The sequence below is a fragment of the Pseudoduganella sp. jia 12 genome, assembly GCF_055502675.1.
On sequence record NZ_JBUXKP010000007.1, the window covers coordinates 114296 to 130391 of the forward strand.

At 65.0% G+C, this 16096-nt stretch carries 13 protein-coding genes; 7 read left to right on the forward strand and 6 right to left on the reverse strand.

The genetic code is table 11. From position 1 onward, the window contains the following. Positions 1-72 precede the first annotated feature (72 nt). On the reverse strand, positions 73-2322 hold the full coding sequence (locus tag ACY65G_RS16845) for a DEAD/DEAH box helicase (RefSeq protein ID WP_464998476.1): 2250 nt from the start codon (positions 2320-2322) through the stop codon (positions 73-75). A gap of 214 nt (positions 2323-2536) precedes the next feature. Between ACY65G_RS16845 and ACY65G_RS16850 the strand changes: the two genes are divergently transcribed. After that, positions 2537-3550, forward strand: coding sequence for an alpha/beta fold hydrolase (locus tag ACY65G_RS16850; protein ID WP_464998477.1), 1014 nt, complete (start codon positions 2537-2539; stop codon positions 3548-3550). A gap of 95 nt (positions 3551-3645) precedes the next feature. Here ACY65G_RS16850 and ACY65G_RS16855 read toward each other — a convergent pair whose 3' ends face one another. Then, positions 3646-6447: a bifunctional diguanylate cyclase/phosphodiesterase gene (locus tag ACY65G_RS16855; RefSeq protein WP_464998478.1), complete on the reverse strand. Its 2802-nt coding sequence runs from the start codon at positions 6445-6447 to the stop codon at positions 3646-3648. 190 nt (positions 6448-6637) lie between these two features. On the opposite strand from ACY65G_RS16855, the gene ACY65G_RS16860 reads away from it, so the two are divergent. Both ACY65G_RS16860 and ACY65G_RS16865 read left to right on the forward strand, forming a co-directional pair. Further along, positions 6638-7360: a dienelactone hydrolase family protein gene (locus ACY65G_RS16860; RefSeq protein ID WP_464998479.1), complete on the forward strand. Its 723-nt coding sequence runs from the start codon at positions 6638-6640 to the stop codon at positions 7358-7360. Positions 7361-7424: 64 nt separating this feature from the next. Further along, complete coding sequence (locus tag ACY65G_RS16865; protein WP_464998480.1) at positions 7425-7868, forward strand: thioesterase family protein; 444 nt, start codon at positions 7425-7427, stop codon at positions 7866-7868. 142 nt (positions 7869-8010) lie between these two features. On the opposite strand, the gene ACY65G_RS16870 is transcribed toward ACY65G_RS16865, so the two are convergent. Beyond that, complete coding sequence (locus tag ACY65G_RS16870) at positions 8011-8505, reverse strand: DUF3016 domain-containing protein (protein WP_464998481.1); 495 nt, start codon at positions 8503-8505, stop codon at positions 8011-8013. Between the two features lie 391 nt (positions 8506-8896). Between ACY65G_RS16870 and ACY65G_RS16875 the strand changes: the two genes are divergently transcribed. Beyond that, the gene (locus tag ACY65G_RS16875) at positions 8897-9646 is read left to right on the forward strand and encodes a DNA-formamidopyrimidine glycosylase family protein (RefSeq protein ID WP_464998482.1); all 750 of its coding nucleotides are present in this window, start codon (positions 8897-8899) and stop codon (positions 9644-9646) included. Between the two features lie 114 nt (positions 9647-9760). Next, entirely contained in the window at positions 9761-11260 is a 1500-nt protein-coding gene (locus ACY65G_RS16880) for an HD domain-containing phosphohydrolase (RefSeq protein WP_464998483.1), read from the forward strand. Between the two features lie 161 nt (positions 11261-11421). Here ACY65G_RS16880 and ACY65G_RS16885 read toward each other — a convergent pair whose 3' ends face one another. Beyond that, positions 11422-12831, reverse strand: a complete 1410-nt coding sequence (locus ACY65G_RS16885; protein ID WP_464998484.1) for an ATP-binding protein — start codon at positions 12829-12831, stop codon at positions 11422-11424. A gap of 102 nt (positions 12832-12933) precedes the next feature. Then, positions 12934-13455, reverse strand: a complete 522-nt coding sequence (locus tag ACY65G_RS16890; protein ID WP_464998708.1) for a hypothetical protein — start codon at positions 13453-13455, stop codon at positions 12934-12936. 154 nt (positions 13456-13609) lie between these two features. Between ACY65G_RS16890 and ACY65G_RS16895 the strand changes: the two genes are divergently transcribed. Together ACY65G_RS16895 and ACY65G_RS16900 are read left to right on the forward strand one after the other, a co-directional pair. Further along, entirely contained in the window at positions 13610-14689 is a 1080-nt protein-coding gene (locus ACY65G_RS16895; RefSeq protein ID WP_464998485.1) for a porin, read from the forward strand. Between the two features lie 217 nt (positions 14690-14906). Continuing rightward, entirely contained in the window at positions 14907-15290 is a 384-nt protein-coding gene (locus ACY65G_RS16900; RefSeq protein WP_464998486.1) for a hypothetical protein, read from the forward strand. Between the two features lie 46 nt (positions 15291-15336). Here ACY65G_RS16900 and queC read toward each other — a convergent pair whose 3' ends face one another. Beyond that, positions 15337-16047 (reverse strand): 7-cyano-7-deazaguanine synthase QueC, encoded by a 711-nt coding sequence (queC, locus tag ACY65G_RS16905; RefSeq protein WP_464998487.1) that lies wholly within the window; start codon positions 16045-16047, stop codon positions 15337-15339. Positions 16048-16096 lie beyond the last annotated feature (49 nt).

Sequence of the window (16096 nt, forward strand, 5' to 3'; positions counted from 1 at the left end):
TACAACGGCGCACGCCCGGCATTCTTGTGGTGCACGCACGGCACCGCGGCCGTGCAGCAGCCGTGCAGCAGATCAGCGCTTGGCCTTCGGCTTGGCAGCCTTGGCGGCGGGCTTCTTCGGCGGGGTGTGCTTGCCGGACAGCGGCGGCATCGCATCGGCCTTGCTGATCTTCAGCTGCTGGCCGCCCACCCAAACCTTGCCCAGGTGCTTGAAGATCTCGTCCGGCATGCCGTCCGGCATTTCGAGCACCGTGTGGTCCTCGAAGATCTCGATGCGGCCGATATAGCGCGCTTCCAGCCCGCTTTCATTGGCGATCGCGCCAACGATGTTCGATGGGGTGGCCTCGTGCTGGGTGCCCACTTCGATGCGATAGGCGCGCATGGCCAGGCCATCCTGTGCCCGCTCGCGCTTCTTTTTCTTCGGGGTTTCGTCCTCGCTGACGGCATCGGCCACCACGGCATCCAGGCCTTTCGGTGCCACGGGCCGTTCCTCGCGCGGGGCTTTCGGCGCCACCGGCCGTTCCTCGCGCTCCACTTTGGCTTTTGGCGCGGGTTTCGCTGCCGGGGCGGCAGCCTGGGCAGCCGGTTCGCCGTCGCGGCGGATGCGCATCGGCCGGCCAGCCACGCGCACCTGGGTCAGCGTGTCCAGCACGTCCGGCGCCAGGTCGGCGGGCATGTCGAGCACCGTGTAATCCTCGAAGATCTCGATGCGGCCGATGAATTTCGAGTCGACGCCGCCTTCGTTGGCAATCGCGCCAACGATATTGCCCGGCTTCACACCATCCTCGTAGCCCACTTCGATGCGGTACGTGGCCATGCCCGGCTCGGGTTCGCGGGCAATGCGCTCCTTTTTCGGGTAAGCCGGGCGTTCGCCGCGTTCCGGACGCTCGAACCGGTCGCCGCGATCGCCGCGATCGCCACGGTCGCCACGATCGGCGCGTGGTGCGCGTTCTTCGCGCTGTGGAGCGGCCGGCCGGCCATCTTCGTGCCAGCCCTTTTCCGCCTTCTTGTCCAGCAGCAGCGGCGAATTCCCGCGTGCCATCATGGCCAGCGCGGCGGCGATCTCGTTGGCCGGCACATCGTGCTCGCGTTCGTAATCGGCGATCAGCGACTGGAATTGTTCCAGGCCGCCTTCGGCCAGGGTGGCCGTGATCTGGTCCTTGAACCGCGAGATGCGCACGTCGTTGACCGCCTGCAGCGTGGGCAGGTCCATCTGCTTGATCGGCTGGCGCGTGGCGCGTTCGATGGTCTTGAGCAGGTTGCGCTCGCGCGGGGTGATGAACAGGATCGCCTCGCCGCTGCGCCCGGCCCGGCCGGTGCGGCCGATACGGTGCGTGTAGCTTTCGGCATCGTACGGCACGTCATAGTTGACGACGTGGCTGATGCGTTCCACGTCCAGCCCGCGCGCGGCCACGTCGGTGGCCACCAGGATGTCGATCTTGCCTTCCTTGAGCATGCCGATGGTGCGCTCGCGCGCGGCCTGCTGCATGTCCCCGTTGATCGCGGCGGCCGAGAAGCCGCGGGCGCACAGGCGCTCGGCCAGTTCCTCGGTGCCCAGCTTCGTGCGGTTGAAGATGATCATGCCGTCGAACGGCTCCGCCTCGAGGATGCGGGTCAGCGCATCGAGCTTGTGCATGCCGGAAACGAGCCAGTAGCGCTGGGTGATGTTTTCGGACGTGGTGGTCTTCGCGGCCACGGTGATTTCGGCCGGGTCGCGCAGGTAGGTGTTGGCGATGCGGCGGATCGCGGACGGCATCGTGGCCGAGAACAGCGCGGTCTGGCGCGATGCGGGCGTTTCCTTCAGGATGCGCTCGACATCGTCGATGAAGCCCATGCGCAACATCTCGTCGGCCTCGTCCAGCACCAGCGTCTTCAGCTTCGACAGGTCGAGCGAGCCCTTGTCCAGGTGATCGATCACGCGCCCCGGCGTGCCGACGACGACGTGCACGCCGCGGCGCAGCGCGGACAGCTGCGGGCCGTAGCTCTGCCCGCCGTAGATCGGCAGCACGTGGAAGTTCGGGATGTTGGCGGCATAGCGCTGGAATGCTTCGGCCACCTGGATCGCCAGTTCGCGCGTGGGCGCCAGCACCAGCGCCTGGGGCGCGGTCTGGCGGATATCGAGGCGCGACAGGATCGGCAGCGCGAACGCGGCGGTCTTGCCGGTGCCGGTTTGCGCGGTGCCGAGCACGTCGCGGTTGGCCATCAGGTGGGGGATCGTCTGCGCCTGGATCGGCGAAGGCGCTTCGTAGCCCACGTCGCTCAAGACTTTCAGCAGCGGGGCGGACAGGTTCAGGTCGGAAAATAGCAGGGGTGTAGCGGTCATTGCGGCACTCGCGATAAGTTATTGTTCGAATCGCCCAATGCGACAGGAAAGGCCGTAGTTTACCCTGTCCGCGCGCAGGCCGTCTCACGGATGACGGCCGACCGGCGTCAGCTCAGCCGTTTTTCCGCTATATTCACCGGTTGCGGGCCCCTGCCAAGGGCAAGCGGCCAGCATTGACCCATTTTATTTCGCAGCTTATTTGCAGGAACTACGCATGTCCAAACTGTCGACTTCGATTCTCCTGGCATTGGCGCTCGGCGCCAGCGCCCTGCCCGGCGCCGCCGCGGCTGCGGGTGCCGCCTATGGCCCCGAACTGCAGGGCTTCCGCTATCCGTATCCCGTCCAGCACTTCCGCTTCAATTCGCAGGGCCAGACGATGCAGATGGCCTACATGGACGTCAAACCCGCCGGCAAGGCGAACGGTCGCACGGCGGTGCTCATGCACGGCAAGAACTTCTGCGGCGCCACGTGGGAAGGCACGATCGCCGCGCTGTCGCAGGCCGGCTACCGCGTGGTGGTGCCGGACCAGGTGGGTTTCTGCGCCTCCACCAAGCCGCCCCACTACCAGTACAGCTTCCAGCAGCTGGCCACCAACACGATGGAACTGCTGAAGAAAGTCAGCGTCGACAAGGTGGTCCTGGTGGGCCACTCGACCGGCGGCATGCTGGCCACCCGCTTCGCGCTGATGTATCCGCAGAATGTGTCGCATCTGGTGATGGTCAATCCGATCGGCCTGGAAGACTGGAAGCAGCTCGGCGTGCCCTACCGCACCGTGGACCAGTGGTTCGAGCGCGAGCTGAAGCTGACGGCCGACGGCGTGCGCACGTATGAAAAGAACACGTACTACATGGGCCGCTGGAAGCCCGAATATGAAAAATGGGTGGACATGCTGGCCGGCCTGAATGCCGGCTCCGGCCAGCGGCTGGTGGCGTGGAATTCGGCGCTGATCTACGACATGATCTACACGCAGCCGGTGGTCCACGAGTTCCCGCAACTGAAGGTACCCACGATCCTCATGAACGGCGACGGCGATACCACCGCCATCGGCAGCGACATCGCGCCGCCGGAAGTGAAGGCGAAGATCGGCAACTACAAGGTGCTGGGCAAGGAAACCGTCAAGCGCATCCCGGGGGCGAAACTAATCGAGTTCCCCGGCATGGGGCACGCGCCGCAGATCGAGGATCCGGCCGGGTTCCACAAGGCGTTGCTGGGCGCGCTTTCCCAATGAACAAACTGGGGACGTACCCTGGTTTTCAAGAAATATGCCTTGAATAGTTGCCCTGAAACAGGGCGGTCCGGCGTTCCGGTACGTCCCCAGTTTTGTCAGGTGGCCACGCCCAGCGGGGCGCCGCTGCCGGCGGCGAGCTGGGCTTCGTTCTCGTCCAGCACGGTGCCGATGGCGGTGGCCGGCACTGGGCGGCTGAAGTAGTAGCCCTGCATCTGCGAGCAGCCGTGCTCGCGCAGGAACGACAGCTGGTCGAGCGTTTCCACGCCTTCCGAGATCACCTGCAGGTTCAGGTTCGCGGCCAGCGCGATGATCGTGGTGACGATCGCGGCGTCGTCCGGATCCACCGTGAGGTCGCGCACGAAGGCCTGGTCGATCTTCAGCACGTCCACCGCGAAGCGCTTCAGGTGCGCCAGGCTCGAGTAGCCGGTGCCGAAATCGTCGATCGCCAGCTTGACGCCCAGGCCCTTCAGCGCGCGCATCACCTCGATCGCATGCTCGACATCGTTCATCACGGCGCTTTCCGTCAGTTCCAGTTCAAGCGATACCGGATCGAGCCCCGTTTCCTCCAGTACGCGCGCCACGCTCTGCACGAAATCCTGCTCGGCCATCTGCCGGGCCGACACGTTGACGGCCACGCGCAGGTATTCCCGGCCTTCGCTCTGCCACTCCACCAGCTGGCGGCAGGCGCTCTCCAGCACCCATGCCCCGAGCGGCAGGATCATGCCTGTTTCCTCGGCCAGCGGAATGAAGCGGGCCGGGGCCACCATGCCCAGTTCGGGATGCTGCCAGCGCACCAGCGCCTCCATCGCCACGATGCGCCCGCTGGCGATATCCACCTGCGGCTGGTAATACAGCACGAATTCGCGGCGCTCCAGCGCGCGGCGCATCGCCGTTTCCATCTGCACCCGTTCACCCAGTCGTTCGCGCATGGCCGTGGTGTAGAACTGGTAATTGTTGCCGCCCATTTCCTTGGCGCGGAACATGGCGATATCGGCGCGTTCGATCAGCACGGCCGCGTCGGTGCCGTCCTCGGGGCAGACGGCCACGCCGGCGCTGCCGGAAATGAACTGCTCCTTGTCGTCGAGCACGAGCGGCGCGGCCAGCGCGGCCAGCAGCCGCTGCACCTGCTCGGCACGCGGACGCCGCTCGCCCTTCTCCGGCAGCAGCGTCAGCGCGAACTCGTCGCCGCCCAGCCGGGCCAGCGTGTCGCCGGGCCGCAGCACCGCCTGCAGCCGCGCCGCCACCACCTGCAGCAGGCGGTCGCCGCCCCGGTGACCCACCCGGCTGTTGGTGAACTTGAAGCGGTCCAGGTCCAGCGACACGACCCACAGCCCATGCCCCTCGTGCATCGCCTGGCCGATCGTCTCGTGCAGCCGCTCGACCAGCAGCTGGCGGTTCGGCAGGCCGGTCAGCGCATCGTGCGTGGACTGGTGCTGCAGCTCCGTTTCGTAGGCCTTCATGGCCGTGATGTCGTAGTGGATCGACACGAAGTGGGTGACCACGCCGCGCTCGTCGCGCACCGGCGATACATAACTTTCAACCCAGAACAGGGTGCCATCCTTGCGGTAATTGCGCAGCACCGCGTGGCCGTCGCGCTGCTCGCGGATGGCGGCACGGATCGACAGCATGCCCGGCTGGCCCAGGTCGTCGCGGCACAGCAGGCGCGGGCCCTGGCCCAGCACTTCGTCGCGCGTATAGCCGGTCTGGTGCTCGAACGCGGGGTTGACGTACACGATCGGGTTGCCGGCGCCCGCCTCCACGATCATGATCATGTTGGTGGAGGATTCGATCGCCCGGTCGCGCAGCAGCAGCGAGCGGTTCGCCTCGGCCAGCTGGGCGGTGCGTTCTTCCACCTGCACCCGGATCGTGCGGTTGCGCGTGGCCAGCGTGTGCACCCAGGCCGTGCCCAGCAAGGTCATCACCACGCCCAGCGCCAGCGCGGACAGCGATGCCAGGTGGTCGGCCAGCCCGACCTTGCCATCCATGTCCGCCACCACGTGCCAGGTGCGGCCGGCCACGTCGATCTTGACCTTCAGCGGCGCGGGGGGGCCCGGATACAGCCAGGAAAGCGGCGGCAGCACGGCCGGCTGGTCGAGTTCCGGCGCCGGCAAGTGGTGGACGAGGTTTTCCGGCGACTCACGCGGATCCGCATAGACATGCAGCCCCACCCGCTGCAGGCGCTGGTCGCGCGCGCGCAGCGCATGGGTCAGCCCGGACGGCTGCAATACGTGCGCCACCATCGCACCCGGATCGATGGCAACCGAGGTCTCCCCCACCAGCGCCGCGCGCCGAGCGGCCACGCTGTCGAGCGGGGCATCGAAGCGGTACACGGGCATCGCCACCACCATGCCCGGCAGCGGCCGCGGCAGCTGTGCCAGCGTGGTCAGCCGGCTGGCCGTTGGCTGGCCGGTATCGTAGGCGCGCTGGCGGCCGGTTTCGTCGCCCGAATACATCGTGTCCAGGCCCAGCGCGGCCACGTTGGCGCCGAATGGCTCGACATACTCGATCACGCGGTACCGTGGGCGCCGCGCAGCCGGCACCAGGCGATCGCCGCGCAGTTCCGTCACTTGCGCCCCGGGCAGGACTTGTCGCAACCGTGCTTCGAACGCCGGGCGCCCGGCATCGTCGATGAAGCGCAGGTAGCTGATGCCGACCACGAAGGGATAGCGCTTGCCCAGCGGCTCGACGAAGCGCCGGAATTCATCGCGGGAAACGGCAGGCTGGCTGGCGAACAGCTGGTTCACGCTGCGCAGGCTGTCGATGACGTTGGTGATGCCTTCGGACAGCGCAAACACCCTCACGTGCGCGCGTTGTGTAAACGTGAGCACGAGGCGGTCCTGCTCGAGCCGGCTGATACCGGCAAAGAGCAGCGCCGTCAGGCCGAGTCCACACAGCAACGCCAGCAGTGCTGGCGCATATCGCCGTGCATTCCTGGCCCGCGCATGAACAGTCCTGTCACTAATTCGGGCCACCTCTGCAAATCAGGTTGGACGGGAGACAAGAGTAGCACGGTTGGAGTCAGCTCCACGCCCGACTGTAGCGCGCCACGCAATGTGTTGGCCGGCTTATACTTATTGGCTGGACAGCATGCAACCCCTCACACAGGAGAACAGATTGGACAGCGATACGAGATGGATCGACATTCAGGGCGATGACGGCACTTTCCAGGCCTTCCAGGCATTGCCGCGCGGCGGCACGGGCCCCGGCATCGTGCTGATCCAGGAAATCTTCGGCGTCAACGCGCACATCCGCAGCGTGGCCGAGCAATATGCGGCCGACGGCTACGTGGTGCTGGCACCGGACCTGTTCTGGCGCCAGGGCGCGCACATCGAGCTGACCTACGACGAAACGGACTGGAAGAAGGCCGTGGCGCTGAAGGGCGCGACGGACACGCAAAAGGCCGTGGCGGACGTGGCCGCGACGATCCGCGCACTGCGCGCCATCGCCGGCGACCAGAAAGTGGCATCGATCGGCTATTGCTTCGGCGGCTTGCTGTCCTACCTGAGCGCCGCGGCCGGCAATGTCGACGCGGCCGTGGCGTATTACGGCGGCGGCATCCAGAACGCGCTGGACAAGGCCGACAACGTCGCGGTCCCGCTGCTGATGCACTTCGGCGGCAAGGACAGCCATATCCCGGCGGAGGCCGTGAAGAGCATCGCGGAGCGCTTCGGCGACCGCGACAACGTGGAAATCCATGTCTATCCGGAAGCCGAGCATGGCTTCAACTGCTCCCATCGGGGCAGCTATCACCAGCGCTCGGCCGTGGAAGCGCACGGCAATACGCTGCTGTTCCTTTCCGAGAACCTTTAACCGCGCCGGCGAGCGCGCTACAATAAATCTTTACCTCCGGGCGCCCGCGCGGGCGCCGCTGACCATGGCCAGACTCAAGCTCGCATTTCCCGAAGACCAGTTCGATTACTCGACGCAGATGTCGGTGCGCGTCACCGACATCAACCACGGCAACCACCTTTCCAACGACTCGATGATCTCGATGATCTCCGAGGCACGCGCGCGGTTCCTGTATGAATACGGCGTGCGCGAAACGGAAAGCGACGGCAGCGGCATCATCGTGACCGACCTGGCCACCACCTACCGCGCCGAAGCCCATGCCCGCGACCAGCTGCTGTTCGAAGTGGGCGTGATGGACTTCAACAAGTATGGCGGCGACATCATCTTCCGCATCACCCGCCCGGCCGACGGCACGCTGATCGCGATGGCGAAGTACGGCTTTGTGTTCTTCAACTACCGGTTGAAGGAAGTGGTGCCGATGCCCGACGATTTCCGGGCCAAGTTCCCGCGCGTAAATTGGGTGGACTGAGCCGGGTGGACTGAGTCAAGTGCACTGAGCCGGGTGCACTGAAGCGGGGTGGCTGGCCCGGGCGGATTGCCCGGCCCGGCCGCGGCAGGCTGGTCTTGCTACCTGCCGCGCATCTGCCGCGCATCCGCCGCTCATCTGCTGCTCATCTGCTGCTTACCTGCGACCCCACGATTGATTTCTGAAACCAGTCGTCGATCATCTGCTTTTCATAACGCAACGCATCGCTGGAAAAATGCCGGTTGATGCGCTGCTGGTACATCATGTTCTTCAGCGATTCCTCGCCGCTGCGCACGACCTGCCCGTCCTGCTCCAAGGTATAGCTGAGCTTCATCGTCGGCCAGTCGGCACCGCCGCGCATGATGCGGATGTCGTCCATCGCCCAGCGGCGTGGTTCTTCGCGGCCGGCCAGGTCGATGTCGGTCACGGTTATTTTCAGGTTTTGCCCGGCAGGCAAGTCTTCCGCCAGCTTGTTGAAATGCCGGGTCATTTCCTTCAGGACTTGCTCGCGGTCTTGCGGCGAGCGCGGCATGTCGAGAAATTCTTCCGGCTTCACGTAATCGACCGTGACGCCGGCATTGGCGGCGCCCGCCGCCGCCAGCAGCGCCGCGGCCAGCCAGGTGCGTGCTTGCAGTCGCATGATCTGTTCCTTTCAAAAATAAGCTTTGACTATACGCCGATGATGTAAATGGATCGTTTCCCCTGTCACGACCTTGTAACAGATCGCAACTACCATGCTGGCATCTTTCGCCACACGGCGACCGTCTCCTGATGGGGGCCCGCGGGCGGCAAGCCCGCACAACGGAGTCCTGATGCGTCGTGCTCACGGCGCGATCCTTCGCCGCACCCGGCTCGCGCCGTGTGCGGCTTTTTTTTGTTGCTACAAAAAAGGGAGGCGGTAGGGGGGCACGGCGCTCCGGTCCGTCCCTGTTCCTGCTTCCGGTACCGACCACCGTTTTCTGTGCGTCGCCTAACTGCGCTTCCGCCGGGGCGGGCACACACTGGACGCCTGACTTCACGTGGAGCGCAGCATGCCCGAAGGCCCTTCCCTTGTTATCCTGAAAGAACTGGCGCAGCCGTTCGAAGGCCGCACGATCGCCGCGGCGCACGGCAACAGCAAGGTGGTGCCGTTCGACGAATTGCCCGGCCAGCCGATCCTGTCGCTGCGCACCTGGGGCAAGCATTTCCTCATCGAACTGCCGCTGTTCACCATCCGCATCCATTTCCTGATGTTCGGCAGTTACCGGATCGACGAACGCAAGGAAGGCAGCCCCGAGCGGCTGGGGCTGGCATTCGACGAAGGTGGCGAGCTGAATTTCTATACGTGCGCGGTGCAGCTGATCGAGGGAGATCTCGACAAGGCCTACGAATGGCAGGCGGACGTGATGGCCGATGCCTGGAAGCCGGCTGCGGCGCTGAAGAAATTGCGCGCGATGCCCGATACCCTGGTATGCGACGCCTTGCTTGACCAGACAGTATTTTCGGGTGTGGGCAACATCATCAAGAACGAGGTGCTGTTCCGGCTGAAGATCCATCCGGCTTCCACGGTCGGCGCGCTGCCTGCCGCGAAATTGCGCGAACTCGTGAAGCAAGCGCGCCAGTACAGCTTCGAATTCCTCGAATGGAAAAAGGCCTTCGTGCTGAAGCAGCACTGGCTCGCCCACACCAAGCGGATTTGCCCACGCTGCAATATTGCATTGCACAAGGCGCACCTCGGCAAAACAAAGCGGCGCACGTTCTGGTGCGAGCGGTGCCAGAAACGGCACGGGCCGGTGTTGTAAAGCCGTAGCGCAAATTCTATTTCCTGTTGTTAATACGCAAGACGGCGCATACAATCGGCATGCCCGCGCCCCGAACATGCGCGGAACCTTGTTCCTTATCGTGAATTAGTCGCCATGTCCTTTCTGTCTACCGCAACGCCGAAACTGCCGCCCTGGAAAATCCTGCTGGTCGACGACGAGCCCGACATCCATGACATCACGAAGCTGACCCTCGCCCGCTTTCGCCTCGATGGCCGTGCCCTGACGTTCGTGCATGCATACAGCGGCCAGCAAGCCAAGGAAGTGCTGTCGCGCGAAAAAGATATCGCCCTGGTGTTCCTGGATGTGGTGATGGAGCGCGAGGACAGCGGCCTGGAAGTGGCGCGCTGGATGCGGCAAGACCTGGACAACCAGTTCACCCGCATCGTGCTGCGCACCGGCCAGCCGGGCCAGGCGCCGGAAGAACGCGTGATCGTCGACTACGACATCAACGACTACAAGGAAAAGACGGAACTGGACCGCACCAAGCTGTTCACGACCACGTTCGCCGCGCTGCGCGCCTACCGCGACATCATGAAAGTGGAAGAAGCGCGCCAGCAGCAGGTGCACTACCGCGAGGGCCTGGAACGGGTCATCGCGGCATCGACGCACATCTTCAAGCAGCGCAACCTGAAGGACTTCGCCAGCGGCCTGCTGCAACAGGTGGTAGCGCTACTGCGCCTGGAACACAGCATGCTGCTGCGCCTGCGTGGCGCCACCGCCATTGCCGGCGAAGGCGATTTCGAGGTGCTGGCGCAGATCGGCGAGGAGACCCTGCTGACGCCGGACCTGATCGCCCAGTTGCAGGCGGCGGAGCGCAACCGCATCTCGAAGCTGGAAGGCGACACGTATGTCGGCTACTTCCCGAACCACAGCGGCAAGGCATCGCTGCTGGTGCTGAAAGGCGTCGACGAGATTTCCGAGATCGACACGAAGCTGCTGGAAATCTTCTGCAGCGACGTGGCGATCGCCTTCGACAATATCCTGCTGAGCCAGGAGATCACCGACACCCAGGCCGAATTGATCATGCGCCTTGGCGACGTCGTTGAATCGCGCTCGCACGAAGCGGGCAACCACGTGCGCCGCATGGCCGAAGTGTGCCACCTGCTGGCCACGGCGGCCGGCATGCCGGAGGAGGAAACGGCGGTGCTCAAGCACGCCGCGCCGATGCACGACATCGGCAAGATCGCCACGCCCGATGCCGTGCTGCTCAAGCCCGGCAAGCTCGATGCGCACGAATGGGAAATCATGAAGCAGCACCCGGCCGTGGGCGCATCGATCCTCGACGGTTCGCAGCGCCCGATCCTGAAGGCCGCCGCCGTCATCGCCCACCAGCACCATGAAAAATACGACGGCACCGGCTACCCGCAGGGCCTGAAGGGCGAGGACATCCACCTTTACGCCCGCATCGTCGCCGTGGCCGACGTGTTCGACGCACTGATGCACAAGCGCGTCTACAAGGATGCCTGGCCGGTCGACCGCGTGATCGCTCACCTGCGCGAGGTAGCCGGCAAGCACCTGGATCCGCGGTTCGTCGAACTGCTGGTCGAGAATGTGGACGAAGCGCTGGCGATTACGGCAAGGCTGCCGGACTAGGACTGCCGGACCGATTACGGCTCAGTTCGTGTCCACCCTGGGGTCAACCCCGAAAGTGGACACGAGCTCGGCTGCACCTTGGCGTCGTAAGGTTGAGCCCGTGTCCGAAAATGGGGTTGACCCCAAGGTGGACACGAGTTCATGCTTGGAGGCGTTCTGGGTCAGCGCTTGCGCTGGTCCCTCGGGAACCGCAGCTTGTAATGCAGGCCCATGCCCGGTGCGCTGCTGACCTTAATGGTGCCGCCCAGCGGGCCGGTGGCGAGGTTGTACAGGATGTGCGCGCCCAGCCCCGAACCGCCGCTGCCGCGTTTGGTGGTGAAGAACGGGTCGAACAGCTGGCCCAGCAGGTCCTGGTCCATGCCGATGCCGTCGTCGCTGTAGTCGAACGCGACGTGGTCGCCATCGGCGCGGCCGGTGATGCGGATCGTGCCCGGCTGGTCTTCGCCGAAACCGTGCACGAGCGAGTTCTCGATCATGTTGGTGACGATCTGCGACACGGCGCCGGGGAAGCTGTCCAGGTGGATGTCCGCCGGGCAGTCCACTTCCACCTTCACGGGCTTGCCCTTCAGCTTGGGCTGCAGCGACAGCAGCACTTCGGCCACGTATTTCGCCAGGTTGAAGTGGCGGATGTTTTCCGACGACTGGTCCACCGCCACCTGCTTGAAGCTGCGCACGAGCGCCGCGGCACGCTGGGTGTTGGAGGTCATGATCCGCAGCGACTGGTCGATCGTGTCGAAGAACGTGTTCAGGCCGTCCTCGTCCAGCCGGCCTTCGGCCAGGTCTTCCCGCGTCAGTTTCAGTTCCTGCACCAGGTGCGACGTGGCCGTCACGCAGATACCCAGCGGCGTATTGATCTCGTGCGCCACGCCGGCCACCAGCCGCCCGAGCGACGCGAGCTTCTCCTGCCGCACCAGTTCCGACTGCGCATCCTGCAGCTGCGTGAGCGCATCGTTCAGCGCCGTGTTCTGCCGTTCCAGCGACGCCCTGGCCTGGTCGAGGCGCAGCGTGCGTTCCTGCACGGCGCGCTCCAGCCGGTCCATGCTTTGCAGCCCCTGCAGCGCGGACGACACCTGGTTCGCGACCAGCGCGAACAGCGCCTGGTCTTCCTCGCTGTAGGTATGCCGGCTGTCGTAGCTCTGGATCACGATCGCGCCCAGCGGCTGGTGATTCTGGTCCATCAGCGGGCAGCCGATCCAGTGCTCGGCGACCGTGCCTTCGCCGAAGGCGGCCACTTGCCGGCGCGAGATGTGTTCGGCCGCCGTCATCACGAGGCAGCGGCGGTTCAGGATCACCCATGCGGTGGGCGACTCGTCCGGCGACGCCAGGTGCGTCACTTCATCGGGATCGGGCGACGCATCGGCTTCGTCGACGTAGTACACGAAGCGCACCGCGTTCGGTTCGCCGTCGCGGTCGTTCAGCGCCACGTAGAAATTGGCCGCATACATGATGCGGCCCAGCGCACCGTGCACCGCGCGCAGGAACTGGACGATATCGGTACAGCGGGTGGACAGCTGCCCGATTTCCAGCAGCACGGCCTGGACGGCTTCGAGGCGGCGAAGGCGATCTTCCATCGAATTTCCTGAGGTAAATAAATGCAATCAGGAAATATAACAGGCACGCTCGCCGCGGGCCAGTGCCCGGATCAAAATGCAACAGATCCGCAGGCTACGCTTTCATGGCTTGCGGTAGCCGCCTTCGATCCAGTCGGTGGCGCTGGTGACGGAGAGCCGGTAATCCGGGCGCGTGCGCACGGAAGCCAGCTCCTCGCCGTATTCGTCGATGGCGGTCAGCGTGGCGAACGGTTCATCCTCGTCGGGCGTGATGACCAGCTTCACGGTGATCGCCGCCCCCTCTTCCGTGGTGACGCGCACGGATTTGTGCAGCCGCGCATGCAGTTGCTGCTCATGGCGACGGATCACTTCGTTGGCGGTCTTGACCAGCGTGTGGAAAGCGGAGATGTCCAGCGGCTTGGGGTTTTTCTTGTCCCGGCCCATCGTCCACGGGCCCACCAGCGCCGGTTCCGGTTCGCCATCCTTGATCATCGCCACGGCCCAGCCTTCATCGTCATCGTTCTTGATGACACGGGCGGTCCAGCCCTGGCCCTGCCAGACGCGGGCTTCCTGGATCAGCGCATCCTCGGGTTCTTCGTGCTCTTCGTGCTGGCCGCGATGTTCCTCTTGTTCCTGTTGTTCCATCAACTTTTCCTCGATCAGATCTTCCATGGGTCCTCTCGGCAAATTACTGTATGAATAACCAGTACTATAGCAGCTCCGGAGGGAAAAATGGGAGCCCTGGGGCCGCCACGTATGGGGGATGCCGCACCTGCCGGACCACCGGACAATGGCGGCCATGAAGACATCCACCCTGATCCGCCTTTTTACCCTGTCTGCCTGTGCCGCGGCCACACCCTTCGCCCATGCCCAGGTGCAGGTCTATGGCCGCCTCAACGTGTCGCTGGAATCTGCCCGCGCGCCCGGCGCCCGTATCGAACGCATGGTCAACAACCGCTCGGTGCTGGGCTTCAAGGGCACCGAAGACCTGGGCGGCGGCCTGAAGGCGCTGTTCCAGGTCGAAGGCACGCTGGCGCCGGATACCGGTGCCGGCGAAATCGCCCGGCGCGACACGCGCGTGGGGCTCGAAGGCGCGTTCGGCACGGTGTTCGCCGGCCACTGGACCACGGCATACAACGGCGCCACGTCGAGCCTCGATCCGTTCTATCCGACCACGGCGGGCTACATGAGCATCCTCGCCAACGGCGCGGCGTCGTCGACGGACAACGTGACCGATGTGGCATCGTTCGACCGCCGCCAGGCCAACAGCGTGCACTGGTGGTCGCCGCGCTGGCGCGGCTGGACGCTGCGTGCCTCGCACGGCCTGGCGGAAGAGCGCCCGGCGAACGGGGCAAAGCCCTCGCTGCTGTCGCTGGCGCTGATCCATGACGCAGGCCCGCTCTACATCGCGCTGGCCCATGAACGCCACCACGAATACCACGGCCCCGGCACCGTGGACACCGGCAGCAAGGCGGCCGTCGGCTACCTGTTCGGCACCACCCGGCTGGCACTGGTCGCCGAGCGCCTCGAATATGAGCTGCCCGCCAGCCGGCTGGCGCGCAACGCGCTGTACGTGTCGCTGAATCACCAGGCCGGGCGGCACGGCCTGCGTGCCAGCGTGGGCAAGGCCGGCGATGGGCACGGCAGCGGCACCGTCGGCTTCGTGCGCGGCGGCGCCGACACGGGCGCCGTGCACGCCACCGCCGGCTACGAATACACGTTCTCGCCGCGCACCACCGTGTATGCGTACCACACGCGGCTGCGCAACGAGGGCAATGCCGCGTACGACTTCGCGATCAATGGCGTGAAGGGGCTGGCGGATTCGCTGGCCGGGGCGCATGTTTCGGCCACGTCGTTCGGGATGCGGCACAGTTTTTAACCTGGCCGGCCGGGGCAAACCGGTGACAAACCGGTGACAGACACCCATTAATTTGGAATGTTTCAAAAGAACTGGTGTCTGTTACCGGTTTTGGGGTCTGGCTCCGGTTCTTCTCCGTTCACCCCGCCAATTCCACCGTTCGTCGCTTTCACACCGCTTCTCCAGGCATGCCCGCGTAAAGTCCCTTCATCGCCACTGCCACTCCCCTGGAGCACACATGAAGAAGCTTCTCACCGTCACCATCCTCGTACTGCTGTTCATCGCAGCCTGCAATGCCTTCGATTCCCCGTGGGGCCATGACTTCCACGTGAACGTCGACGGCGACGAGTTCGGCGGGCCGTTCGGCTGGGTGCTGGGCGTGCTGCTGGCGGGCGGCGGGTTGCTGGTCGGCGCCGTCGTCGTGCTTTGCGTGGCCATCCTGGTGGGGCTGCTGTTTGCCGGGCTGGGCGTGCTGGTCGTGTTCGGCCTGGCCGCGGTGGGCGTGGCGCTGGCCGCCGCACTGTCGCCGCTGCTGCTGCCGCTGGCGATCGTCATCGGCCTGGTGTGGTATTTCAATCGCCGTGGCCGGCAGCGCGCGGCGATGAAGGAAGCGGCGGTCTGAGCCGCCAAGCACGAAAAGCAAGGGCCGCGATCGCGGCCCTTGTCATTTACGCCGCCTTGCCGGCAACGTAGTTGTGATAGCCCCGCGCCCGCAGCGCGCAGGCGGGACATTCGCCGCAGCCGTATCCCCAGTCATGCAGCTCGCCGCGCTCGCCCTTGTAGCACGTGTGCGTATCGGCGCGGATCAGGTCGACCAGCGCCTGGCCGCCCAGGTCTTCGGCGAGCTCCCACGTTTGCGCCTTGTCCAGCCACATCAGCGGCGTCTCCAGCTTGCTGCGGGTATCCATGCCCAGGTTCAGGGCCACCTGCAAGGCTTTCATCGTGTCGTCGCGGCAGTCCGGATAGCCGGAGAAATCCGTCTCGCACATGCCGCCCACGAGCACGTTCATGCCGCGGCGGTAAGCCAGCGTGGCCGCCACCATCATGAACATCAGGTTGCGGCCGGGGACGAAGGTATTCGGCAAGCCATTGGCCTGCATCGTGATCTCGATTTCTTCCGTCATGGCCGTATGCGACAGCTGCGAAATCAGCCCGAGGTCGATCATGTGGTCCTCGCCCAGCTTCGCATCCCAGTCCGGCCGCAGCGCACGCAGTTTTGCCAGCAATTGCGGGCGCATCGTCAGCTCGATCGCGTGGCGCTGGCCATAGTCGAAGCCGATCGTTTCGACCCGTTCGTAGCGGTCCAGGGCCCAGGCCAGGCAAGTGGTGGAATCCTGTCCGCCGGAGAACAGCACCAGGGCGGCATCGCTTGTCATCATCGCTTCCTTCTCAAAACAATCAAAAATCTTATTAGTACGCCATCTTTTT